Source organism: Mucilaginibacter pineti (assembly GCF_900101875.1).
Taxonomy (GTDB): domain Bacteria; phylum Bacteroidota; class Bacteroidia; order Sphingobacteriales; family Sphingobacteriaceae; genus Mucilaginibacter; species Mucilaginibacter pineti.
Genome location: NZ_FNAI01000006.1, coordinates 223956 through 247844 on the forward strand (window position 1 = coordinate 223956; position 23889 = coordinate 247844).

The following is a 23889-nucleotide window of genomic DNA, read 5'->3' on the forward strand; positions in this document are numbered from 1 at the left end:
ATAAACTGTAATGCTAAATTCTTATTTATTAATAGTGACACTTACCGCACTCGATACCGCCTAAAACTGCAGCAGTAACTTTTTCGCCTTTTTTCAGCTTGTCATGAGCTGCAAGTATGCTGTCGTAATAAGCGTTTCCTTTACCGTTAACTTCGGTACGTTTGTGGCACTGGATACACCATTTCATGGTAAGCGGAGAGTATTGTTTAACTTCCTGCATGGTTTCAACCGGACCATGGCAAGTCTGACATTTAATACCGCCAACCTTTACGTGCTGGGAGTGGTTAAAGTAAGCCAGATCTGGCAGGTTGTGAACGCGGATCCATTGGATAGGTTTAGCCTGTGTACTGTCGTACTTTTGTGTCTTTGGATCGTAACCCAAAGCATCATAAATTTTGTGTATTTCCGGCGATTCGGTTTTAACAACCTTATGGCAGTTCATACAAACGTTTAATGATGGTATTGACGCATTTTTTGATTTGTAAGCGCCTGAGTGGCAATACTGACAATCAATTTTCATGGTACCTGCGTGTAACTGGTGCGAGTATTTGATTGGCTGTACCGGCTGATAACCTGTGTGCACGTTAGTGTTCCACAAAGTAACCCAACCCCAGCTTCCCATTGCTACCGTACCGCAGAACAGTATAAAGAATACCAGTTTTTTATTTTTCAGGATCTTTTTAAGCAGATCTTTTCCCTGGGCTTTCGCAGCACTTTCAGTTGTTTCGGCTTCTTCTTCAATTAATAAGCCTTTACCGCTTAACAGCAAACGCTCTAAACTGCCAACAACCTTATTTAGTACCAGTATCACAATGAATGCGATAACGATAACGCCAATTAAACCCCAGATAACAAGTTCGCTTGGGCCAGCATCAGCAGCGGCAGCGCCTGTACCAGCGGCTGGAGCCTTAGCTTTTTCATCTTGCATGGTCTTCCATTCGCCACGTACATAGGTTAAAATGTTACCCACATCGCCGTCAGAAAGCTCGGCGAACACCGTCATGCCAGCCTGGTTAAACTTGTTGTAAATAGCAAGCGCCTTAGGGTTTTTAGCAGCTATTAAAGCCTGATTGTTCTGTATCCATTTTATCAGATACTTATCATCAGTTTCTTCGGTAAGCTGTGTACCAAGCGCCGGGCCAATTAATTGCTGGTCAATTTTGTGACAGGCTGTACATTTGGATTTGAAAATGGCCTCGCCCTTTGCCGCGTCTGTTTGCGCGTAAGCAGCAGAAAAACCCCAAAAAGCAAACCCAACAACCAGTAAAACCGACCTTGAGAATTGTTTAAAAATCAATGAGAAACTTCTCATAAAGTGTATTTATGCTAAATAGTTTTTATATTAATGTTTGATTCCGCTGTAAAGATGTTATGCTCCATCTGTATATTACAGGCACAAAAGTAAAATTTATTACAGTATCGCTGACACATAAATGACACCAACCTATAATTTATAATCGTTCTAAATAAACGCAAATAGCCTTTTAAACGCTATAGGACGGCTTTTTAAACCAAAAACCAAATTTTATATTGGTTAGCGTTATACTAACCAATATAAAAATTTAAATTATTGCTTTAATATCCAGGCAAATATAAGCGGAGCCACAATGGTAGCATCGCTTTCTACTATAAACTTGGGGGTGTGGATGTCCAGTTTACCCCATGTGATCTTCTCATTTGGTACTGCTCCCGAGTATGAACCGTAAGAAGTGGTTGAATCGGAGATTTGGCAGAAGTAGCTCCAGAAAGGTACATCATGCATTTCCATATCCTGGTAAAGCATAGGAACAACGCAAATAGGGAAATCGCCGGCAATACCACCGCCTATCTGGAAGAAACCAATTCCTTTGCCCGATGAGTTTTTGGTGTACCAGTCGGCAAGCCAGGCCATATACTCAATACCACTTTTCATGGTAGAGGCTTTTAACTCGCCTTTGATAAGGTATGATGCAAATATGTTGCCCATGGTACTGTCTTCCCATCCGGGTACAACAATAGGCAGGTTTTTTTCGGCAGCGGCCAGCATCCATGAGTTTTTAGGATCTATCTCATAGTATTGCTCCAATTCGCCGCTTAGTAATATCTTGTACATGTATTCATGCGGAAAGTAACGCTCGCCGCTGTCATCAGCATCTTTCCATATTTTGTGGATGTGCTTTTGCAGGCGACGGAAGGCCTCTTCTTCGGGGATACAGGTATCGGTAACGCGGTTATAGTGATTTTCCAGCAGATCCCACTCTTCCTGCGGACTAAGATCACGGTAGTTTGGTACCCTTTTGTAGTGCGAGTGCGCTACAAGATTCATAATATCTTCTTCAAGGTTGGCTCCTGTACAGGAAATAATAGCGATCTTATCCTGACGGATCATCTCTGCCAATGAAATACCCAGCTCGGCTGTACTCATGGCACCTGCTAAGGTAACCATCATTTTACCGCCTTCGTCAAGATGCGTTTCATATCCTTTGGCTGCGTCCATTAATGCCGCGGCGTTAAAATGCAGATAGTTCTTTTCAATAAACTGCGAAATAGGTCCTCTTGTGATGCTCATAGTGTATCAATAAAAATTCAGCCACAAAAGTAATATTTTTAGTGTGATGTGCAGATTATAGATTTCAGATGTGCAGATAAACGCTCGATGTGCATTTCAAATTTCAGATGTGCAAATGAAAGCACGAACGTGGATTGATTATTGATATGAAGATAATTATTAAAATTCACCATCCATTTTCATCATCTGAAATCTGCACATCTATTTATCTTCATCATCTGAAATCTGCACATCTATAATCTGCACATCTTCTTTATATTCGCAAACACCTATGAAGACATTTATTACTACTATAATACTCCTATTTTGCCTGCAAACTGCCTTTTCCCAAACGCACATCATACCAAAGTTTATCCGTAAAATGTATTTTGACAGGGATAGCAGCAAAAAAAGCAGCTTTATTATTTTGCCCGTATTAAGCTCGGCGCCCGAAACCGGGCTTGAAGCCGGCGGGGCTGGCTTGTTGTCTTTTTATACCGATACCGTAAGCAAAATCACCCGTGTATCAAACATTTTTGGTTATGCTACCTTTACCACCAAGGGGCAAAGCCGGGTAAGCCTAAACACCAGTTACTGGACGCCGCAGAACAAATATCACCTTACAGCGGGCGTCAGCTATATCAACTTTCCGTTTAACTTTTACGGTATTGGCAATAACACACGAAGTGCCGATGTTGACCGCATTGGACAAAAACGAGTTAAGATAAATTTAGCTGCAGAAAAAAAACTAACCGAAAACCTGTATGGCGGCCTTGTTGCCGGCGCTTCTCATTATAGCTTTAGTAGTGGTCAGCCTAACGGCATTTTTTATACCGACCCGCAGGTTTACTCACGCAGCGGCGGCAGTAATGCCTATATAGGCCCAAGCCTTAGTTACGATAGCCGCGACAATAATACCTATACCACCAGTGGTATCATTGTTAATACTTATTTTGAATTTACGCATGGATTATTCAGCAGTAACGATTACAAAGGCGGCTTTTTTAATATAGAATACGCGCAGTTTTTTAAACTAAGCCAGAAGTTTGTACTGGGAATTGATATCCAGGAGCAAAGTTTAACTGGTAGCCAGTCGCCATTTTTTTTATTGCCGGCCCTGGGCAGCGATGAAATGATGCGGGGGTACTATAACGGCCGCTATCGCGACCGCAATATGCTGGCCGGACAAACAGAACTACGCTATCGCCTGAGCAACCGCATCGGCCTTGCTGGATTTATTGGTACCGGCGAAGTTTTTCACAACAGCTTTAGCTTTGCTGAACTGAAGCCAAACTACGGCGGCGGCCTACGTTACTTTTTCGACGTTGAAAAAGGCCTGAGCGTACGCATGGACTACGGCGTAGGCCAAAAAAATCCCGGCGAATCTCGCCAAAGTGGCTTTTATATAGGATTAGGACAGGCGTTTTAGATCAGAATTTTCCGGATTTAAGAATTTACAGAATACAAGGCTTGCAAAATAAAATTCTGAAATCGTCTATGTGCTTGCATCGCGAAGAAGCGTCGCAGACGCAAGAACATTTTAAGCACTCGTTACAAACGAGCGCAAGTGATGGAAATCTTCTACGGAAATACAGGACCTAAATGCATATCGTATAAGATTTCTCACTCGTACCTCGTATCGAAATGACAACATTTTTTTCCATCACCTGTGGTTACAAACAAACGCAAGTGCATATCTGCTAATTCTGAAATTTCTCAAATTCTGAAAATTCCGATTCGGACATTAATACTTCACCCTAAAATGCTCTTTTTCGGCCCGGCCCGATTTAAAGAATACCAACCCTATCCAAAACAGATCAATGGTTAAAGTAACCTGCGGGTGGTTTTTTGCTTGCGCCCAAGCCTGTTTCATACCTGCACTTTTGTAAATACCGGCAAGTATCAGCACCGTATCTTCATGAACTGAGGGCAGGCTTTGGTTAGAGTGTTTCAACGCATTATCTTTTGAGTCATCTGCTTCAATATAAATCAGATCGGCTTTTGCAGGAGGATTTTCCTGGGTATATAACCCGGCATTGGGCGCTGCTTTATGTAAGCAGCATTTTATTATTGGGTCAGCGTTGCCAGGATGAATAATTGTAGCAGGATCAAAGTGTTTTGTTAAGCGGTACAATAGCCTGACAACTTTGAGTTTTATCCCCGCGCTCCCCGCTCTTCGCTCCCAGTCTTCACCCATTTCACGATACACTTCCTTGTCAGCGTAATCATAAATAACATTATCAATGAGGTTATAAACAAACGGAGAGTGAACGCCGTGCCTGTTGTTTGCTTTTAAACGGTGCAGTAAGTAATCCTTCGCGAAGGTAAAATTTGACATTGGCACAAAAATAAAATAAAAAAGGTTTAGTATTTTAGCATTAGTATATGATAAATACCACCGAAATTAACTCTTTAATAAAACTACTTGACGATCCGGATAGTGAGATCTACGATCATGTGCACAATAAACTGTTATCATACGGCACCGAAGTTATAGCTTACCTGGAAAGTGCCTTTGAGCAAGCTTTTGATGCCGTACAACAGGAGCGCATTGCCGATTTGGTACATGAGATCCAGTTCGGTACGTTAAAAAACGACCTAAAACTATGGCACCAAAGCGGGGCTTTTGATTTGCTGCAAGGCATCCTCATTATTAACCGCTACCAATACCCCGATCTTGACGAGCAAAAGGTTATTAACCAGATAGAGGCCATAAAACGCGATATATGGATCCAGATGATGAACGAGGCCAGCCCAAAAGAGCAGGTAAAGCTCATTAATCATGTTTTCTACAGCATTTACGGTTTCAGCGGCAACACCTCCAATCACCTTGATCCGCAGAACAGTTTTTTGAGCCAGGTGCTGGAAACCAAGAAGGGCAATCAAATTTCGCTGGCCATTATATATTCTATCATTGCCCAAAAGCTGGATATCCCGGTGTATGGCGTTAACCTGCCCCGGCATTTTATACTGGCCTACTTAGATGAAAGTCAGCAAAGCGATTTTGAAAGCGGTATACTATTTTATATCAACACCTTCAATAAGGGTTTTATATTTGGCCGCCGCGATGTAGATATGTTCCTGAAACAGCTTAACCTTAAATACGACAAGCAGTTTTATGAGCCCTGCTCCAATACCGATATCATAAAACGCGTGATCCGCAATTTAATAAGCGCCTACGAAAACCTGGGTTCTGTGGAAAAGGTGGCGGAGTTGAATGAGTTGCTGGGGATACTGGAGTAGGTGTTTTGGCCGGATTTTTTATATTCTAATAAAGCACACACGGCACGCGTGCGCCAGCTGGGGGAAACAAATTTCGTTTAACTATAACACTCCCATAAAAATTAACATTCCAAAATTTCCTCAAACACATGTCCATTTAAGTAAATGATCTTAAAAAAAACAGGCAGTGTTAAAGCAAGTGACATAACAATGGGCATAACTATATGATTAACGTAAATACCGAATGCACAAACTAACGTTGCAAGAAAAACATTGTATGAAATGTCTGTAAGATAAATCAATTCTACAATTGTATCTTGATCGGCTGAGTAGTCAAATACAAATTTACCTTCTCCAATGCGTGTATGATAGTCAGATCTCGATCTTTTCCGGTTACTTAATTCGTCTTCAATAAAAATAACAAACCCGGGCCCTCTTTCAGTAATTCTGTAGAAATTCTTTTTTAAATATTTCTCAATTTTTTCTTCTACGACATCAAGTTCAATTGGAGTTTCTTTTTGAATATGGCGTTTTATTTTCATGTGATTTTTACTCATAGCACACGCGGCACGCGTGCGCCAGCAACGGGCTAGATTAGGAATATCTACCAACTATAACCCAATGGATACCAAACGCCACGCATGTTGGGAGGTCCCATATTTAGCAACACATGCCTTGCATCTAAAGTTGATATATCGACATCTTCGATTGTTTTTTTGGGAATAGGTATGGCTTTCTCTTTAAAGACTAAATCTTCAAGCAGATGTAATGCATCCGCATGATTGTACGCCGTTACTCCACAACCTAAAGCCAAGTCGTAGCGAACATTAGTTACTTCAAACTCAAACCAATATCTCTTCATATTCATATGTTAGTATTATTAACTACTCGTTACTGATTTTGTAGGAACAACCGTTGGTTTGCATTAGGCTCGAACATTATATATGGACCTATATATTCGTTATCGTTACCACCACCGCTGGCGTACGCGTGCTGCGTGTGCCTCATGCCCTATTTCCCGCTCAAAAACCCATTCGCATCCAACCAGTTAGTAGCCCAGTCAAACCATTTGTCCTTACTCTTTGGGTTATTTAGCCCGAACCCATGCGGGCCTTCCTGAAAAAGGTGCATCTCTACCTTAACCTTATTTTTAAGGCAGGCCTCATAAAAAAGCAGGCTGTTTTGTACAGGCACTACGTTATCATCCTCGGAATGTACAATAAAGGTTGGTGGTGTATTGACGGTAACTTGTTTTTCGTTCGAGTACAGGTCTACCTGCCCGGCTGCCGGTGTTTTACCAATCAGGTTTTCTCTTGAACCAACGTGCGCCTGATCGCCAAATGATATTACCGGGTACAGCAGCATCATAAAATCGGGCCGAACACTGATGTTCTCTTTATCTTCAATAACCGGTTTATCAAAATGCGTACCCGCCGTTGAAGCTAAGTGCCCGCCTGCCGAAAAACCTATGATACCAATTTTAGCCGGGTTTAGTCCCCACTCTGCCGCGTGTTTACGTACAATGAGTATAGCCGTCTGTGCATCTTGCAAGGGGCCGATAGATTTATCTGCCATTATTTCATCACTCGGCAAACGGTATTTCAATACATAAGCAGTTACTCCTATTTTATTAAACTCCTTTGCAATAGTAAAGCCCTCATGCTCCGACGCCAAACCCGAATAACCACCACCCGGGCAAACGATAACAGCCGCGCCATTGGCAGTGCCTTTAGCAGGCAGATAGGGTGTAATAGTGGGCTGACTTACCAGCGTGATCCAATGATTGTCGTCGGTTTTTTCAACATATGTGGCGGGTGTGGGTTTTGAATTTGGCACACCTTTAGGATATAAAGGGATTGGCTTTTCCTGACTACAGGCCATATTTGTTGTAGCAATCAAAATAAGGGCAGATAAAATGGTTTTCATAATTTACGATGGTGTATGGTTTAGCCAAATTACAACTTTATGGCTAAAACAAAAACGCAAAAAAATAGCGATGGCTTAAAGCCATCGCTATTGATAAAACTTTATGTGGTTAAATAGTTTAACCTTTCGGCCCGCCAAATTCCATAAGGTAGGCTTTTAAAAACTCATTAAGGTCGCCATCTAAAACTGCGGCGGCATTTGAGGTTTCATGATCGGTACGCAGGTCTTTCACCAGTTTGTAGGGATGCAACACATAATTCCTGATCTGCGATCCCCATTCAATTTTCTTTTTGTTGCCTTCAATGGTATTGGTTATCTCTAAACGTTTACGCATTTCGGCTTCGTACAACTGCGACTTGAGCAAACGGATAGCATTATCCTTGTTCTGTAATTGTGAACGCGACTCCTGATTTTTGATAACAATACCCGATGGTTTGTGGTATAAACGTACAGCGGTTTCTACCTTGTTCACGTTTTGCCCGCCGGCACCACCCGAGCGGAAGGTTTCAAACTCAATATCGGCAGGGTTAATATCAATTTCGATGGTATCATCAACCAGCGGATAAACATATACCGATGCGAATGAGGTATGGCGTTTGGCATTGGCATCAAACGGAGATACACGCACTAAACGGTGTACACCATTTTCGCCTTTTAAGTAGCCGTAGGCAAAATCACCCTCTAACTGTAGGGTTACGGTTTTTACACCGGCCACGTCGCCGGGCTGGTAATCCTGCTCGGTTACTTTGTAGCCATTTTTTTCGCCCCACATAATGTACATACGCATGAGCATACCGGCCCAGTCGCAGCTTTCGGTACCACCGGCGCCTGCTGTAATTTGCAGTACGGCATGAAACTGGTCTTCTTCGGCCGAGAGCATGTTTTTAAATTCCAGCTCTTCAACTACTTTTATAGTGGCGTTGTATTGCTCCAGCATTTCAGCTTCGGTAGCATCGCCCGATTGATAAAATTCAAAAAGCACACCGGTATCTTCAATTACGGCAAGCACTTTTTGAAACTCATCTGTCCATACTTTTTTTGTTTTGATGGATGCAAGCACCTTTTCGGCCTCTTTGGGATGATCCCAAAAATGCGGGCCAACGGTTATTTCCTGTTCCTGATGCAGTAGCTCAAGCTTCTTGTCGATGTCAAAGATGCCTCCTCAGGGACGCTGCTCTATCCCTTAAATCCTGAATCTGTTCTTTAGTCATGCGGCAAATATAGATAATTTGAAGATGTGTTGATTATTCGTCAATAATCTGTTTCTAATGAACTCATGAGTACTTCGTAGTTTGAAGATTTGAAGATGAAAAATCTTGTTTTTCTGGCTTGGCGTAAAAACAACTCATTATTCTTTTCAACAAATAAAAAGGCCTGCAAATTGTTTTATCAATCTGCAGGCCCGTTCAAAGGCAGTTGTATATATTATTAAGCTACCATAAGGTTGTTAACCAGCAAACTAAGGTCGGCACGGTTACCATTTAGCTTGGTAAGCATATTAGTTAAACCAAATTCTTTGATCTGCTCGCTTTTTGATTCTTTTACCAACTGGCTCATAACAACAGGAATAAGCTCATTAGCTGTAGCCAGCGCATGTTCGGTATCGATGTTGTAAAAAGTGTTTAAGCGGTTTGCAAACCTGTTGACTATGCTTGAAACTAACGACTTATTATACACCCCCGACGATTGAAAGTACTTTACAAGGTCCTTCAACTTGCCATTTTCCATCTGGCCTTTTAAAACTTCAATTATTGAACTTGAAGCTTCAATCATCACTGCATTATGGTGTTTTGCAGGAATTAATGGGTTGTTAACAACAGCCGTCCCGGCGTTATTTTTCACAAGCAAAAAAAGTTTCTCAAACATAGCCCCGTATATTTAGAAGTAAATTTACAAATTGATGATAAATAGCTTATTTGTTTACCAACACCACAAATATATTAAATAATTTTTCTGAATATCAAAAAAAATCTTAAATATTTTTAAAATTATCGTAATTTTTCAGTGTAAAACAAACACTATGTAAATGGTGTTTAAAGAACACGAACATTGGTTAGATTTACAATTAATATACACCTAACAATTAACTTGTTACTTTTGTTAAAAAAACACTTCAATTATGTTGCCAAACACTGATTTTACCGCCACCCAGAGCTATAAATACTTAGCAGATCATTACATTGATATTGTATCAAAAAGCCTGAAAGAGTTATTTGAATCTGATAATGAACGCTTTACTAAATTCTCTGTTCAGTTTGAAGATATCCTGCTTGATTATTCCAAAAACCGCATCGACGATCAAACTATAGCATTATTGATACAACTGGCTAAAGAATGTTCAGTAAATAAGGCAATTGAAGCCATGTATTCGGGCGAAAAAATCAACGTTACCGAAGGTCGCCCGGTGCTGCATATAGCCCTGCGTAACCGCAGTAACACACCTATTTATGTTGATGGTAAAGATGTTATGCCCGATGTAAATAAAGTGCTGGAACAGATGAAAAACTTTAGCCATGCCATCATCAGCGGCGATTGGAAAGGTTATACCGGCAAACCAATTACCGATGTGGTTAACATTGGCATAGGCGGTTCTGATTTGGGTCCGGTTATGGTTACTGAAGCTTTAAAGGCCTACAAAAACCACCTTAACCTGCACTTTGTGAGCAACGTAGATGGTACTCACATTGTAGAAACGTTGAAGGCTGTTGATCCTGAAACTACGTTATTCCTGATAGCTTCAAAAACTTTCACCACGCAGGAAACTATGGGCAATGCCCACAGTGCCCGCGATTGGTTTTTAGCTGCCGGTGCTAAAGAAGCAGATGTAGCCAAACATTTCGCTGCCCTGTCAACCAATGCCGCCGCCGTTGAAAAATTCGGTATCGATACTAAAAATATGTTTGAATTTTGGGATTGGGTTGGCGGTCGTTACTCTTTATGGAGCGCCATTGGTTTATCCATTTCTTTAAGCATTGGCTTTGATAACTTTATTGAGTTGTTAGAAGGTGCTCACGCTACAGATAACCACTTTAAATCTGCAGAGTTTGAGCAGAACATTCCTGTTATATTAGCCCTTGTTGGCATCTGGTACAACAATTTCTTTGAATCGGAAACCAACGCAATTTTGCCGTACGACCAATACATGCACCGTTTTGCAGCATACTTCCAACAAGGCGATATGGAAAGCAACGGTAAACATGTGGACCGTAATGGCAAGCATGTAGAATACTCAACCGGTCCTATCATCTGGGGCGAGCCAGGCACCAACGGTCAGCATGCTTTTTACCAGTTAATACACCAGGGAACAAAATTGATCCCTTGCGATTTTATTGCCCCGGCACAATCACACAACCCGCTTGGCGAGCACCATAACATGCTGCTGTCAAACTTCTTTGCCCAAACCGAGGCTTTGATGAACGGTAAAACAGAAGAAGTTGTTATTGATGAGTTAAAGGCAGCAGGTAAATCTGAAGCCGAAATTGCTGCCATAGCGCCATTTAAAGTATTTGAAGGTAACCGCCCAACAAACTCGTTCCTGCTTAAAAAGATCACACCACGCAGCCTGGGTTCGTTGATTGCCATTTACGAACACAAGATATTTGTACAGGGCGTTATCTGGAACATTTTCAGCTTTGACCAATGGGGTGTTGAACTGGGCAAGCAACTGGCCGGTAAAATATTACCCGAGCTTAAAGATGATGCCGAAGTGAGCAGTCACGATTCATCAACCAATGGTTTAATAAATCAGTACAAAGCCTGGAGGTAATTTCTCCCACATACTTTCCTATAAAAAAGAAAAGAGCTGTTAATCAGCTCTTTTCTTTTTTATAAACTTTTTTACTTGAAGATGCTTAAACTTTATGCTTACAACAGCATCATACCTATACAATTTAAGCACACAATTATCATGACTAAAACCTTCAAACCAATCATTATAGCGCTGTTGGCTATTATGCTTACCTCCTGCGCGGAGATCCGTGAAAGTATGGTAGCGGGAAGACCCGTTGATCTTAATTCCATAAAATTAGGAATGACTAAAGACGATGTTCAAAAACAATTAAAAAAGAAACCGGATAACATTGTCGCCGCCAAAAATTACCCCGATACCAATACACTGATAGAAGTGGTACAATACAGCCAATGGGGCCAGAATAGTACGCCCGTTGAAAGCTACTGGCTATACTTTGTAAACGGCAAACTCGACAAATGGGAAACCGCTAGTAAGGAGCATAAACCCTGATATAAGTTAAAAATAAAAGCGCCCGTAAACCAGGGCGCTTTTATCTTATATCGTAAGTGTTATAAATACTACTTCTTCACAAACTTAACCTGGAACATTTTATCCCATTTTTTTCCGGTTACAAATATGCGGTTGCCGGTTTTGTCATAAGCTATACCGTTAAGCACATCGGCGCCGGCGTTTCTTTGATTTTCGGGATAAAGGTTGGTCATGTCTATCCGTTGTAATACAACACCGGTTTTAGGATCAATAACAACGATATTGTTGGTTTGCCAAACGTTGGCATAAATTTTACCATCGATGTATTCCAACTCATTAAGACTATTTATAGGGCCTTTATCATCATAAACATCAATATAACTCACTTTACTGTAGTTGTCTTTATTACGCAGCCAGATACGGTTAGTGCTGTCATCGGCATAAATGAATTTACCGTCGAAGGTCATGCCCCAGCCTTCTTGTCCTACCGAATCATTAAATGAACTCAATAATGCAAGGGTATTTTTATCATATACATAGCCTACCTTTTCTTTCCACGTAAGCTGGATAAGCTTGTCGCCAACAATGGCTATGCCTTCGGCAAATTTCTTAGGATCAACCATTACCTTTTTTATGGTTTTGCCGGTGGTAAGGTCGTATTTTTTCAGACTCGACTGGCCGTCTTTGGGCTGGCCCGGCGGCGGGTCAAGGTAACCGCCCCCGCTTTCGTACATTATGCCATCCTGGTATATCAGGCCTTCGGTATAGGAGCCTGTATCATGTGGAAATGTTTTTTCAACTTTAAAGGTGTATTCTTCGGGCGCTTTAGCAGCATACAACACAATGTTTGTGGTGATATCTTCGCTTTTACCCGCGGTGTAAACTTTAGCGGTAATTAGCTTTACCCCCAGGTGCATGCTATCTGTTTTCAGGGTAAGTGCCGATGAATCTTTTTTTACGGCCAGTTTAACAGAATCAAGCAGGTAAACCACCGAATCGGCCTTGGTATCAGCCGGGTAACTTACTTTAACGTTTACCACATCGCCAGACTTATAGGATGAACCCGCCTCCGGACTAAGGGTGATGGCTGTTTCCTTGGGTTTGGTATTACAGCTACAGCCGAAAGCCAGCAATGTGCAGCCGGCAAAAAAAAGTTTTAATTTATTATTCATAATATGTCATGTACCCGACGGCCAAAACGCGTCTTCGATATGGTTTAGTATATAATTCTTATCCCTGTCAAACAAAATAGCTACAATATCAAACCGCACATCGCCTTTATGATCCATCAGGTAAATGTATTCGTCAGCAGCATCGGCCAAGAGCTTTTGCTTGCGGGCATCTACAAAATCCTCGGGCTGACCAAAAGCCGTACCTGTGCGGGTTTTTACTTCGGTAAATATAATAACCTTGTCTTTATAAGCAATCAGGTCTATCTCGGCTTTACCATGCGTCCAGTTCTCATCCAGAATTTCATAGCCGGCATTTTCAAGATGTGCTTTTGCCAATGCCTCGCCCGCGCGACCCAATTCAAGGTGTTGAGCCATTATTTGATAATTACCGATCCTAAAAAATCGGAGATTGATTTTTCTACCTTTTTCATGCGGATGTACTGGTTCAGCAGTATTTCCTGGTCGGCCTCGCTTTCGGCCTTTTGCAGTTCAGCGCGCAGACCATCCAGTATTTTACCCACCTTGTGTTTTTTAAGGTGAAATATGGCACCCAGAATGGTGGCCTTCATATTGGCCTGCTCATCATTCACCAGGATCTTGTGCATCTCGTACCAATTCTCGCTCAGCGTGTACTTGGTAGCCAGCATATCAACGGCCAGGTTAACAATGGCTTTGGAACTATGATGGATGAAATAAGCATCGTCGGGCAGTACGCCGTTCTCCACTTCCTGCCGGTACAGCTCCACAAACAGCTTGCAGGCTTCTTCCTCAAAGGTAACGTCGCCCAGTTCGGCAATCATAAACGGACCGATGTAGGTATTGGCGATGCCGTCCCAATCAATCATTTTATTGCCGTAAAGCAATAGCAGGCGAATGATCTCCTTTTCCTGCAGGTGCTCGTCCTTCGAAACCTTTGGCTCATCGTTATCCGGTGCCGAATAATAATCAAACTCCTCGGGCGGTGGTTGTTGAGAATACCTTGAATTTTGATTTTGCTGCTGCTGACCGTCTTTCTTGGCCTTGGCCTGCCGCATTTTATTCAATTCCGATAGCAGGGCGCGCTCATCTATCTGTAAAATATAGCTGCACTCCTTAATAAACACCGATGCCTTAATAGAATCGGGGATCTTAGCTATGCTCTCTACTATTTCGCGGATAATCTCCGCCTTTTTTATCGGATCGGTACCAGCTTCTTTTAAAAGGATGCCAGCTTTGTAAAGGATAAAATCCTTCTTGTTTTCGTCGATGTGTTTTTTGAAGGCATTGGTACCCACGCTGCGTACGTACGAATCGGGGTCGTGCCCATCTGGGAAGGAAACCACTTTCACGTTGAGGCCTTCCTCCAGGATCATGTCCAACCCGCGCAATGATGCTTTAATACCGGCCGCATCACCATCATATAAAATGGTAATGTTCTTGGTAAAACGGCTAATGAGCCTGATCTGCTCGGTAGTTAGTGAAGTACCCGAAGATGCCACCACATTTTCTATCCCAGCCTGTACTACAGATAACACATCGGCATAACCTTCAACCAAATAGCAATTGTCTTCTTCGCGAATGGCTTTCTTGGCGAAGTACAAGCCATAAAGCACATTTGATTTATGGTAGATCTCGCTCTCGGGCGAATTCACATACTTAGGTACGTTCTTATCCTTTTTTAGCGTACGGCCGCCAAAGGCGATAATCCTGCCGGTAAAACTATGTATCGGGAACATTACCCGACCACGGTAGCGGTCATACAAAGTTCCGTTATCCCGCTTTACAGACAGGCCGCTTTCCTCCAAAAACTGTTGCTGATAGCCTTCTTTTATAGCCGTTCCGGTAAAAGCCTCCCATTGATCGGGCGAATAGCCCAACTCGAATTTTTTGATGATCTCGGTGCTAAAACCGCGCTCTTTAAAATAACTCAGACCAATGCTTTTTCCTTCATCGGTATCCAGCAGGCTTTCATGAAAAAATTTGGCGGCATAGGCCGTAACTATCATCAGGCTTTCGCGGCGCTGTTCTTCTTCCCGGTTTTCGGGTGCTTCTACCGTTTCTTCAACTTCGATGCTGTATTTTTTGGCCAGCCATTTCAGCGCTTCGGGGTAGCTGAATTTTTCCAGCTCCATTAAAAATGTAACCGCCGAACCACCTTTACCCGTAGAGAAATCTTTAAAAATACCTTTTGCAGGCGATACCGTGAACGATGGTGTACGCTCATTGGCAAACGGCGACAAGCCCACATAGTTGGCTCCCCGCTTTTTTAACTGCACAAATTCCCCAATCACCTCCACAATGTCGGTGGCTTCCATAATACGGTCGATGGTGGATTTTTGGATCATGCGTTAAAAACTATCAATTAATTTATCCTGAAACTTCCTTTAACAGGAAATGCTTCGGTGATTTTCTTTAAATTATTTACTATTGGTTTAATATATGTTTGATCAATGGTCATGGAAAACGTTAGCGTTCTTGAATTAGCGCCAGGGCTATCATCAGCTGTCACATTTACTTCAAAATGCCCTACCCCATCGCCAATTATCCTTATTTCTAAATAACCTTCCAGATCATGAAACGCTGCTCCGCCGGATAAGTTATCATACAGTGTGCTAAGTTGCTTTTCAAATTGTTTAAAATCAACAGTCATTAAATCAGCATGATATTCTCCTGAAAAACCGCCTGCTTTCACTGTTATCTTTGACTTGATCCAATTTTTATCATATTGATTGCCGGAACCAAAAGTCTGAAACTCCAAAGCCTCTACTTTGATAATATTTCCAGATTCAAAAATTTCGAAAAACGCTTCCATCAATAGATAATATTAAAAATGCAAATGTAGGGCAAATCATCAATTGATAATTAACAAACGTTAAAATACACTTTTATTTAATTGATTACGTGGCTTTAAAAATGTTACGGCTATGCCGGCCAGCACAATCACGCTGCCGATGATCTCGTTTAATCCCAACCGTTCATTAAGCAAAAAACCGGCTAATATCCCTGCAAATACAGTTTGGCTCAACAACATTACCGCCACCCTGGTTGATTCCATGTAGCGCAGCGAATAGTTAATAGTGAGCCAGCCCACAAGCTGGCAAATCACGCCCATGCCTATAAAGCATAGCCATACGTTTAACGGAAAATCAATAATGCTATTTCCCATAACGCCATTTACCAGCACCAGGAAAATGCTGGCACTTGCCATGCTGTAAAACATAAACGTAAACACATCTATGTGCGCCATAATATTTTTAGTGATGAGTATATAGGTTGCATAAAACAAACTGGCCAGCGTAGCCAGTAGTATGCCTTCGTTAAACTCCAAATGCAAAATATGCTGATAACCCACCAGTACTATCATTCCCACAATAGCTATAAGGGTACCTATCCAAAACAAAGTGCCCGACTTTTTCCTGAACAGTAAAAAGCTTATTAAACCTACCCAAACCGGCGCCAGGTTAGCTATCAGCGTTGATACTGTAGCGCTGATCTTCAATAGAGAAAAATTCCATACAGCTACATCGGCCGCAAAAACGACACCCGCAATTACCGCTATAATGAGCTGTTTGCTGTTAACATTCAATTTCTTCTTTATTATACAATATGGCAGCAAGCAAAGCCATGCAAAAAATACCCGGTAAAACGCGCAGCCAATTGGTGATACCCCCGCAAGCTTCACAAATATGGGCGAAAACGAGATACACAAAATGCCAATAATCAGGCTTATTTTGGGGTTTAATGTCATGGCTGCAAACTTACTCATCAAATATTTAATATTAATTATTCTTAACCGGCATTTATCATACTACTATTATCTTTGAGGCAGATATGAAAAAATCAACCATACTTCCGCTTTTTTGCCTGGCATTATTATTTTTTTCCTGCACCAAAAAAGCTGTAGACGTAATCGCAAAAACCTATTTTGAAGCCGATGCCGACGGCGTAAAAATTCAAGGCGATATCAGCAGTAAAAAATTTAAAATATTTACCAATGATGTAGATTCAACTGCCATTATAGCTACAATAGCCGGTGAAACCGGTATGTCATTAGAAATGCACCTGAAAGAAACCGGTAAAGGCACTTATTTTGTTTGGGGTAACCAGGTACAGTTAACCAAAAGATCAACCAGCGGCGACATTATTAAACAATACGTTGCCATGCCCACTAACCGTAATAAGATCACCATAACCGATGTTGATGCATCAAGCAATATTATAACCGGTAAGTTTAATTTCTCGCTTCAAAAAAATTATTCCGCAAACGGCAGCATCGCCGATAGCGTTGTTTTTACCAATGGTAAGTTTGCGGTTAAGCTGCCATAATAAACGTTTGGCAAAGCCTTTGTAAACTGCTTAAAGGTTTCCCAATTAATTGTATTTTTGCAGCTCTAAAAAAATATACTTATATGAGTCAGCGACTAAAGATCAAAGCATTGCTGCAAAGTCAGCAAACCGAAATTGATGTAACAGTAAAAGGATGGGTTCGCGCCTTCCGGTCAAATCGTTTTATTGCTTTGAATGATGGCTCAACCAATAATAACATCCAGATAGTTGTTGATTTTGAAAACACTGATGCAACTTTATTAAAACGGATCACTACCGGCGCTGCAATCAGCGTAACAGGTAAGCTGATAGCTTCACAAGGCAAAGGCCAAACCGTTGAGGTTATTGCTGCTGATATTGAGATCCTTGGCGATAGCGATCCTGAAAAATACCCTATCCAGCCTAAAAAACACAGCCTGGAGTTTTTGAGGGAAAATGCTCACCTACGCTTCCGTACCAATACTTTTGGCGCGATATTCCGTGTGCGTAACACACTGGCATTCGCAGTACACCAATTTTTCCAGGAGCGCGGTTTTGTTTACCTGCACACGCCGGTTATTACACAATCTGATGCCGAAGGTGCGGGCGAGGCTTTCCACGTAACCAACTTCGACCTTAACAATGTACCCAAAACCGACACCGGAGAGGTAGATTTTAAACAGGATTTCTTTGGCACTGCTACCAACTTAACCGTATCCGGTCAGCTGGAAGGTGAACTTGGTGCTATGGCACTGAGCGATGTATACACTTTCGGACCAACATTCCGCGCCGAAAACTCAAACACTACCCGTCACCTTGCCGAGTTTTGGATGATTGAGCCGGAAGTTGCGTTTAACAACCTTACCGACAACATGGACCTTGCCGAGGACATGCTGAAATACGTAATAAAATACGCGCTTGATAAAAATGCCGATGATATTGAGTTTTTAACCCAGCGCCTTACCGAAGAGGAAAAACAAAAACCGCAGAATGAGCGCTCGGATATGAGCCTGCTTGAAAAGCTGCAGTTTTGTTTAACCCATGATTTTGAGCGCCTTACTTATACTGAGGCTATCGAGATACTGAAAGAATCGACCCCGAACAAAAAGAAAAAATTTGTTTACCCCATTGAAGGCTGGGGAACCGACCTGCAATCGGAACACGAGCGTTACCTGGTAGAAAAACACTTTAAAAAACCGGTGATCCTTACAGATTACCCTAAAGAAATAAAAGCGTTTTACATGCGCCAGAATGACGACGGCAAAACTGTTGGTGCTATGGATATCCTGTTCCCCGGTATTGGCGAGATCATTGGCGGATCGCAGCGCGAGGAGCGCCTTGATAAGCTGGAACAACGCATGGACGAAATGGGCATCCCTAAGGACGAACTTTGGTGGTACCTGGATACGCGCCGCTTTGGTACATGCCCTCATGCCGGTTTCGGTTTAGGCTTTGAGCGCCTGGTGCTGTTTGTAACCGGTATGGGCAACATCCGCGATGTGATCCCTTTCCCAAGGTTCCCGAAGAATGCTGAATTTTAACAGGATTTTTAGGATTAGGCAGGATCAAAAGGATTTCATGTTTATTTAAATATCCTTTGATCCTGCCTAATCCTAAAAAGCCTGTTAAATCCTTAAATCGTGTATATGCCCATAATAGAACTCGCCACCCACATCAATGCGCCCATTGAAAAATGCTTTGATGTGGCAAGGAGCATTGATGTGCATGTGGCTTCAACGTGGCAAACCGGCGAAACTGCCATTGCCGGGCGCACCAGTGGCTTAATTGAACTTGGTGAATCTGTTACCTGGCGGGCAAAACATTTCGGTATCTGGCAAACCCTTACCTCAAAGGTTACTGAAATGGAATATCCCAATTACTTTGTAGATGAAATGGTTAAGGGTGCCTTCAAAAGTTTTAGGCATGAACATTATTTTTATCCCATTAAAGATCAAACCTTAATGAAGGACATTTTCATGTTTGAATCTCCGGTCGGGCTGTTAGGCATGGCAGCAAACTTCTTTTTTTTGAAAGACTACATGAAAAAACTGTTGGAACAACGCAACATGGTGATCAAGGAAACTGCCGAGCGTAAGGGATAATAACCTAACTAAGTCAATGGGTCATGCTGAGCCTGTCGAAGCATTGTGGGCAAGCCTCTGCGCGCGCCTTTCGACAAGCTCAAGGTGACAGGCCTTAATTATTGAACATCCGAGCGTAAGGGATAATTAATATATTTAGTCTTTGATTCACCCTTTTTTACTAACTATGTCATTGCGAGCGTAGCGTAGCAATCTCATAGGACAGGTAGTAAACTTTGCAGGTCGATTTACGTGATGAGATTGCTTCGCACCTCACAATGACAAATTGCCATAAAGATTACTATTAATAATAGCTACACCCATGCTCGTTAACCCATCTACCCTCCGCACCTTTACTCAAAATATTTTCCTGGCTATCGGCTGTAGTGCCGAACATTCCGTGTTGGCTGCCGATGTGCTGCTGCGATCGGATTTGAGGGGGATAGACTCGCATGGTGTGGCTCGTTTAAGCGGCTACGTGCGCTTGTGGGAGAAGAAGCGCATTAACCCTAACCCCAATATCCAAATAGTACACGAAACCCCCACAACTGCCACTGTTGATGGCGATGCCGGGCTTGGGCTTGTAGTTGCTCCATTTGCAATGCAGGTTGCTATTAAAAAGGCAGAGTTATATGGTTCTGGATGGGTATCGGTACGAAACTCCAACCATTTTGGCATAGCGGGGTATCACGCGTTAATGGCGGTTGAAAAAGACATGATAGGCTTTGCCATGACCAATGCAAGTCCGCTGGTAGCGCCTACGTTTTCCAATGAACGCTTGTTGGGTACTAATCCCATGTGTTACGCCTTCCCGGCTGGGCAATATCCACCGGTGGTGGTTGATCTGGCAACATCTGCCGCTGCCAACGGCAAACTTGAAATCGCCCAGCGCTCGGGCAAGCAGGTTCCTGAAGGCTGGATCCAGGATAAAGAAGGCAATTATACCACCGACCCTCATGCCCTGAAATCGGGCGGCTCCCTCCTGCCCCTTGGCAGCGACCGCGACCATGGCAGCCATAAAGGTTTTGGATTGAGTGCTACGGTTGATATTTTGTCGGCAGTGTTGTCGGGAGCTAATTACGGGCCCTGGGTACCGCCTTTTGTGGCATTTCTTGATCCGCCCGCCGATCCGGTTGGGCAGGGTATCGGTCATTTTTTAGGGGCGATGCGGGTAGATGGTTTCCGCCCGGTTGATGAATTTAAATCGCACTTAGATAACTGGATAAACCGCTTTAAATCCTCAACCACCGTTGATCCCTCCCAAAAAGTAATCATCCCCGGTGAGCCCGAACGGGAAGCAGAAATTGACCGTGCGGCTAATGGTATACCCTTAGTTGATGCTGTTGTTGCCGATTTGAATGTGTTGGCGGAGCGGTTTAGTTTAAGCCCCCTAACCCACTAAAGGGGAAACTTTTCAAATCTTGCTTTATGATTTTGTCATCCTGAACGTAGTGAAGTATCTATTCACCAGTATGTAAAGTTCAATAATAGATTCTTCGCTCCGCTCAGAATGACAGGGTGTTTTAATGACAGGCCTTTATTACAAAAAATGCCCGTCTTTTACAGGCGGGCATTAAAACTTTTTACCCCCCCTTCAGGGGGTTGGTTAGGGGCGCCCTAACGTATAATGTTGAACAACCTGCTCCAGCGTATTTTATTGAGGAAGCTGCCGTTATCATCCATACTCATCCAAATGAACAGGGCTTTTCCAACAATGTGATCTTCGGGAACAAAGCCCCAATAGCGTGAATCTTCTGAATTGTGTCGGTTATCGCCCATCATAAAGTAATAGTTGAGTTTAAAGGTATAGCTATCGGCTTTTTTACCGTTTATCAGGATATCCTTACCCGATACCTGCACTTTGTTACCCTCGTAAATTTCAATAGCACGCCCATAAACCGGGAATGTCAAACTGTCAAGTTTAACTGTCCAGCCTCTTTTTGGGATAATGATTGGCCCGTAATTATCAACATTCCAGTTAAACCGGGGGAAGTTTGGTGTTATTTTATACTTTGGATATTTTGTAGGATAAACATCGCCGCCCATTAAATCGGGCTGATTTGCCGTCGCTATATTAGGTGTAACCGACTTTATATTCGAATATCCTTTTAATGTATTTACCGAAGCTAATGTAGTATTTACGGTAAAGTCGGTATTGTTAATGGGTGCAATATCCTCCAAATGCAAATCACGGATAAGTTGCGGGTTAATCTCGCTCCCGTCAGATTTTACAGTGTAGCTCATTTCGCCGTTTGGCGGCGTAATAGCGGCTTTGCCGTTTATGTAAACCTGCGCGTTAACAAGGCTCAGCGTATCGCCGGGCGTTCCCTGGCAGCGTTTAATATAGTTTTCGCGTTTATCAACCGGTCGTAATAAAGGCGAGTCGGCATCCATAGGATAGTTAAATACTACTACATCGCCCTTTTTAACATCACTTAGGCCCGGCAAACGATAATAAGGGAGTTCTATACCATCCCAATAGGCTTTGGTATTAATAAGCGGCATGGTATGGTGCGCAAAGGGGAATGCAACAGGCGTCATAGGTAAACGGGCACCATAGTTAACCTTGCTTACAAACAGGTAATCGCCAATTAACAGCGAGCTTTCCATAGATGCGCTGGGGATAACGTAAGCCTCGATAAATAGCGTGCGGATAAGCGTAGCAGCAATTACCGCAAAAATAATAGCATCGGCCCATTCGCGTGCCGGTGTTTTCTTTAAGCCAACCTTAAACTTCTCCCTAAACTCTGGGCTGGCTGATTGACCCAGGTATTTAGTATCCTTATCAAAGCCCCATTTAGGCAGATAGATAAAGGCCAAAGCAACCCCGGCTATATGCTCCCAAAGTCTGAATTTACCGTACGATTTTAAGAAATCAACAGTAATACCTATCATTACCAGCATGTTAATACCGGGTATTAATATCAGCGCAAGCCACCAAAGAGACCTGCCGCTCAATTTTAACATTACGTAAATATTGAAGATTGGTACAATGCCTTCCCAACCGGGCCTACCTGCTTTTTCAAATAATTTATAAAGACCAGCGTAAGGCAGTACTATCAGTAATAAAAATGCGATTACAATATTCACTATATGTTCTGTTAAATTTTAATTAATGTATCCCTCTGAAAATCCTGCTCCAGCGTATTTTATTTACAAAGCTGGCGGTACTATCAATGCTCATCCAGGTAAATAACGCTTTACCCACTACGTGATCCTCGGGCACAAAGCCCCAAAACCGCGAATCTTCTGAGTTATGACGGTTATCGCCCATCATAAAATAGTAGTTCATTTTAAAGGTGTAAGTATCGGCTTTTTTTCCGTTTATAAAAATATCATGACCATTAACTTTTAGCGTATTGTGCTCATAAATTCCAATAGCCCTGCCATATATGGGTAAAGTTAAACTATCCAGCTTTATGGTCATACCTTTTTTGGGCACCACTATAGGGCCATAGTTATCTACATTCCACTTATAATCGGGAAAATTAGGAGTTATTTTATATTGCGGATATTTAGCGGGATATACCGGGTTATTAGGGTCAGAAACACCTCTTGCACTTATGGCCGGTGTTACCGATTTAATATTGGAATAGCTTTTGAGTTTATTGGCAGATGCTACCGTTGTATTGGTAGAAAAATGGGTGCTATCAATACCAGCCATATCTGAAAGGTGCAGCTCATCAATCAACAGCGAATTAATTTCACTGCCATCAGTTTGTACGATGTATTGCATTTCGCCATGTTCGGCCGTTGGCGATGGCTTGCCGTTGATGTAAACCTGCGCATTAATTACACTTAACGTATCGCCAGGAGTTCCCTGGCAGCGTTTAATAATATTCTCGCGCCTGTCTACCGGTCTGTAGTATGGCGAATCGGCCTCTATAGGCTGATTAAATACAACAATATCTCCTTTTTTAATATCACTCAATCCCGGCAGGCGATAGTACGGCAACTGCAAACCGCCCCAGTAAGAGTTTATGTTGGTATAAGGCAGTGTATGTGCGGTAAACGGAACCCCAACCGGGGTGATAGGCATACGGGCACCATAGTTCATTTTGCTTACAAACAGGTAATCGCCAATGAGCAGGGAGCTTTCCATCGACCCGCTTGGGATTACATAGGCTTCAATAAAAAGCGTACGGATAAGGGTGGCGGCTATAACAGCAAAAATAATGGCATCGCCCCATTCACGTAAGGCACCTTTTTTCTTTTTGGGTTTACCCGTGTCTTTTTTCCAGAATTTCCAGTTCATAATTATCAGATGTGTATTCAGATGTGCAAACTTTGCAGATGTGCAGATTTCAAATGTGCAAATGTGCAGATTATTTTAAATGTATTTATTACTAATTATTACTTAAGACTAACGTGTAAGTGATATGTTACCGGGATAGATGTGCAGATTATTTCCCTCATCTGAAACCTGCACATCCATTTTTTTCATCTGCACATTTGCAC

The 23889-nt window shown here is 42.3% G+C and carries 23 protein-coding genes; 8 read left to right on the plus strand and 15 right to left on the minus strand.

Annotated elements, in window-relative coordinates; genetic code table 11:
- Positions 1-28 precede the first annotated feature (28 nt).
- Positions 29-1312 (minus strand): c-type cytochrome, encoded by a 1284-nt coding sequence (locus tag BLS59_RS15065; protein ID WP_091150111.1) that lies wholly within the window; start codon positions 1310-1312, stop codon positions 29-31.
- A 255-nt stretch (positions 1313-1567) separates the two neighbouring features.
- On the minus strand, positions 1568-2548 hold the full coding sequence (locus BLS59_RS15070) for a deoxyhypusine synthase family protein (protein ID WP_091150112.1): 981 nt from the start codon (positions 2546-2548) through the stop codon (positions 1568-1570).
- A gap of 271 nt (positions 2549-2819) precedes the next feature.
- Here BLS59_RS15070 and BLS59_RS15075 point away from each other — a divergent pair, with 271 nt between their 5' ends.
- Positions 2820-3956: a BamA/TamA family outer membrane protein gene (locus BLS59_RS15075; protein ID WP_091150113.1), complete on the plus strand. Its 1137-nt coding sequence runs from the start codon at positions 2820-2822 to the stop codon at positions 3954-3956.
- A gap of 315 nt (positions 3957-4271) precedes the next feature.
- Here the strand turns inward: BLS59_RS15075 and BLS59_RS15080 are convergent, their stop codons facing one another.
- Positions 4272-4865 (minus strand): hypothetical protein, encoded by a 594-nt coding sequence (locus tag BLS59_RS15080; RefSeq protein WP_091150114.1) that lies wholly within the window; start codon positions 4863-4865, stop codon positions 4272-4274.
- A 47-nt stretch (positions 4866-4912) separates the two neighbouring features.
- Here BLS59_RS15080 and BLS59_RS15085 point away from each other — a divergent pair, with 47 nt between their 5' ends.
- On the plus strand, positions 4913-5770 hold the full coding sequence (locus BLS59_RS15085; RefSeq protein WP_091150115.1) for a transglutaminase family protein: 858 nt from the start codon (positions 4913-4915) through the stop codon (positions 5768-5770).
- Between the two features lie 101 nt (positions 5771-5871).
- On the opposite strand, the gene BLS59_RS15090 is transcribed toward BLS59_RS15085, so the two are convergent.
- The 5 genes from BLS59_RS15090 to BLS59_RS15110 all read right to left on the minus strand — a co-directional run bounded on the left by BLS59_RS15090 (position 5872) and on the right by BLS59_RS15110 (position 9541).
- Complete coding sequence (locus BLS59_RS15090; RefSeq protein WP_143014133.1) at positions 5872-6291, minus strand: hypothetical protein; 420 nt, start codon at positions 6289-6291, stop codon at positions 5872-5874.
- Positions 6292-6353: 62 nt separating this feature from the next.
- Complete coding sequence (locus tag BLS59_RS15095) at positions 6354-6611, minus strand: hypothetical protein (RefSeq protein ID WP_143014134.1); 258 nt, start codon at positions 6609-6611, stop codon at positions 6354-6356.
- A gap of 149 nt (positions 6612-6760) precedes the next feature.
- Positions 6761-7675, minus strand: coding sequence for an alpha/beta hydrolase (locus BLS59_RS15100; RefSeq protein WP_091150118.1), 915 nt, complete (start codon positions 7673-7675; stop codon positions 6761-6763).
- A 118-nt stretch (positions 7676-7793) separates the two neighbouring features.
- A protein-coding gene (prfB, locus tag BLS59_RS15105) for a peptide chain release factor 2 (protein ID WP_143014135.1) occupies positions 7794-8886 on the minus strand; the annotation gives its coding sequence in 2 pieces (ribosomal slippage) (positions 7794-8825 and positions 8827-8886; 1092 coding nt in all).
- Between the two features lie 217 nt (positions 8887-9103).
- The gene (locus BLS59_RS15110; RefSeq protein ID WP_091150119.1) at positions 9104-9541 is read right to left on the minus strand and encodes a hypothetical protein; all 438 of its coding nucleotides are present in this window, start codon (positions 9539-9541) and stop codon (positions 9104-9106) included.
- A 253-nt stretch (positions 9542-9794) separates the two neighbouring features.
- Between BLS59_RS15110 and pgi the strand changes: the two genes are divergently transcribed.
- Together pgi and BLS59_RS15120 are read left to right on the plus strand one after the other, a co-directional pair.
- Entirely contained in the window at positions 9795-11441 is a 1647-nt protein-coding gene (pgi, locus tag BLS59_RS15115) for a glucose-6-phosphate isomerase (RefSeq protein WP_091150120.1), read from the plus strand.
- Between the two features lie 141 nt (positions 11442-11582).
- Entirely contained in the window at positions 11583-11915 is a 333-nt protein-coding gene (locus BLS59_RS15120) for a hypothetical protein (RefSeq protein WP_143014136.1), read from the plus strand.
- Between the two features lie 68 nt (positions 11916-11983).
- Here the strand turns inward: BLS59_RS15120 and BLS59_RS15125 are convergent, their stop codons facing one another.
- The 5 genes from BLS59_RS15125 to BLS59_RS15145 are packed head-to-tail and all read right to left on the minus strand — an operon-like array spanning position 11984 to position 16811.
- Positions 11984-13066, minus strand: coding sequence for a glutaminyl-peptide cyclotransferase (locus BLS59_RS15125; RefSeq protein WP_091150122.1), 1083 nt, complete (start codon positions 13064-13066; stop codon positions 11984-11986).
- Between the two features lie 6 nt (positions 13067-13072).
- On the minus strand, positions 13073-13441 hold the full coding sequence (locus tag BLS59_RS15130; RefSeq protein ID WP_091150123.1) for a YraN family protein: 369 nt from the start codon (positions 13439-13441) through the stop codon (positions 13073-13075).
- Positions 13441-15390, minus strand: a complete 1950-nt coding sequence (gene dnaG / locus BLS59_RS15135) for a DNA primase (RefSeq protein ID WP_091150124.1) — start codon at positions 15388-15390, stop codon at positions 13441-13443. The genes BLS59_RS15130 and dnaG overlap by 1 nt, the downstream gene beginning before the upstream one ends.
- Positions 15391-15407: 17 nt before the next feature.
- Positions 15408-15857, minus strand: a complete 450-nt coding sequence (locus tag BLS59_RS15140; protein ID WP_091150125.1) for a WapI family immunity protein — start codon at positions 15855-15857, stop codon at positions 15408-15410.
- A gap of 60 nt (positions 15858-15917) precedes the next feature.
- The gene (locus BLS59_RS15145) at positions 15918-16811 is read right to left on the minus strand and encodes a DMT family transporter (protein ID WP_091150126.1); all 894 of its coding nucleotides are present in this window, start codon (positions 16809-16811) and stop codon (positions 15918-15920) included.
- A 65-nt stretch (positions 16812-16876) separates the two neighbouring features.
- Between BLS59_RS15145 and BLS59_RS15150 the strand changes: the two genes are divergently transcribed.
- The 4 genes from BLS59_RS15150 to BLS59_RS15165 all read left to right on the plus strand — a co-directional run bounded on the left by BLS59_RS15150 (position 16877) and on the right by BLS59_RS15165 (position 20833).
- Complete coding sequence (locus BLS59_RS15150) at positions 16877-17371, plus strand: hypothetical protein (RefSeq protein ID WP_091150127.1); 495 nt, start codon at positions 16877-16879, stop codon at positions 17369-17371.
- A gap of 83 nt (positions 17372-17454) precedes the next feature.
- A complete protein-coding gene (gene asnS / locus BLS59_RS15155) occupies positions 17455-18891 on the plus strand; it encodes an asparagine--tRNA ligase (RefSeq protein WP_091150128.1) in 1437 nt (478 codons plus the stop codon).
- A 105-nt stretch (positions 18892-18996) separates the two neighbouring features.
- On the plus strand, positions 18997-19452 hold the full coding sequence (locus BLS59_RS15160) for an SRPBCC family protein (RefSeq protein WP_091150129.1): 456 nt from the start codon (positions 18997-18999) through the stop codon (positions 19450-19452).
- Between the two features lie 301 nt (positions 19453-19753).
- On the plus strand, positions 19754-20833 hold the full coding sequence (locus tag BLS59_RS15165) for an Ldh family oxidoreductase (protein WP_091150130.1): 1080 nt from the start codon (positions 19754-19756) through the stop codon (positions 20831-20833).
- Between the two features lie 215 nt (positions 20834-21048).
- Here the strand turns inward: BLS59_RS15165 and lepB (BLS59_RS15170) are convergent, their stop codons facing one another.
- The gene (lepB, locus tag BLS59_RS15170; RefSeq protein WP_394330847.1) at positions 21049-22515 is read right to left on the minus strand and encodes a signal peptidase I; all 1467 of its coding nucleotides are present in this window, start codon (positions 22513-22515) and stop codon (positions 21049-21051) included.
- A gap of 28 nt (positions 22516-22543) precedes the next feature.
- Complete coding sequence (gene lepB / locus BLS59_RS15175; protein WP_091150132.1) at positions 22544-23686, minus strand: signal peptidase I; 1143 nt, start codon at positions 23684-23686, stop codon at positions 22544-22546.
- Positions 23687-23889: the final 203 nt, after the last annotated feature.

Coding starts and splice junctions, on each gene's coding strand:
- BLS59_RS15065 (WP_091150111.1), bottom strand. CDS start 1,312: ATGAGAAGTTTCTCATTGATTTTTAAACAATTCTCAAGGTCGGTTTTA.
- BLS59_RS15070 (WP_091150112.1), bottom strand. CDS start 2,548: ATGAGCATCACAAGAGGACCTATTTCGCAGTTTATTGAAAAGAACTAT.
- BLS59_RS15075 (WP_091150113.1), top strand. CDS start 2,820: ATGAAGACATTTATTACTACTATAATACTCCTATTTTGCCTGCAAACT.
- BLS59_RS15080 (WP_091150114.1), bottom strand. CDS start 4,865: ATGTCAAATTTTACCTTCGCGAAGGATTACTTACTGCACCGTTTAAAA.
- BLS59_RS15085 (WP_091150115.1), top strand. CDS start 4,913: ATGATAAATACCACCGAAATTAACTCTTTAATAAAACTACTTGACGAT.
- BLS59_RS15090 (WP_143014133.1), bottom strand. CDS start 6,291: ATGAAAATAAAACGCCATATTCAAAAAGAAACTCCAATTGAACTTGAT.
- BLS59_RS15095 (WP_143014134.1), bottom strand. CDS start 6,611: ATGAAGAGATATTGGTTTGAGTTTGAAGTAACTAATGTTCGCTACGAC.
- BLS59_RS15100 (WP_091150118.1), bottom strand. CDS start 7,675: ATGAAAACCATTTTATCTGCCCTTATTTTGATTGCTACAACAAATATG.
- BLS59_RS15110 (WP_091150119.1), bottom strand. CDS start 9,541: ATGTTTGAGAAACTTTTTTTGCTTGTGAAAAATAACGCCGGGACGGCT.
- pgi (WP_091150120.1), top strand. CDS start 9,795: ATGTTGCCAAACACTGATTTTACCGCCACCCAGAGCTATAAATACTTA.
- BLS59_RS15120 (WP_143014136.1), top strand. CDS start 11,583: ATGACTAAAACCTTCAAACCAATCATTATAGCGCTGTTGGCTATTATG.
- BLS59_RS15125 (WP_091150122.1), bottom strand. CDS start 13,066: ATGAATAATAAATTAAAACTTTTTTTTGCCGGCTGCACATTGCTGGCT.
- BLS59_RS15130 (WP_091150123.1), bottom strand. CDS start 13,441: ATGGCTCAACACCTTGAATTGGGTCGCGCGGGCGAGGCATTGGCAAAA.
- dnaG (WP_091150124.1), bottom strand. CDS start 15,390: ATGATCCAAAAATCCACCATCGACCGTATTATGGAAGCCACCGACATT.
- BLS59_RS15140 (WP_091150125.1), bottom strand. CDS start 15,857: ATGGAAGCGTTTTTCGAAATTTTTGAATCTGGAAATATTATCAAAGTA.
- BLS59_RS15145 (WP_091150126.1), bottom strand. CDS start 16,811: ATGAGTAAGTTTGCAGCCATGACATTAAACCCCAAAATAAGCCTGATT.
- BLS59_RS15150 (WP_091150127.1), top strand. CDS start 16,877: ATGAAAAAATCAACCATACTTCCGCTTTTTTGCCTGGCATTATTATTT.
- asnS (WP_091150128.1), top strand. CDS start 17,455: ATGAGTCAGCGACTAAAGATCAAAGCATTGCTGCAAAGTCAGCAAACC.
- BLS59_RS15160 (WP_091150129.1), top strand. CDS start 18,997: ATGCCCATAATAGAACTCGCCACCCACATCAATGCGCCCATTGAAAAA.
- BLS59_RS15165 (WP_091150130.1), top strand. CDS start 19,754: ATGCTCGTTAACCCATCTACCCTCCGCACCTTTACTCAAAATATTTTC.
- lepB (WP_091150132.1), bottom strand. CDS start 23,686: ATGAACTGGAAATTCTGGAAAAAAGACACGGGTAAACCCAAAAAGAAA.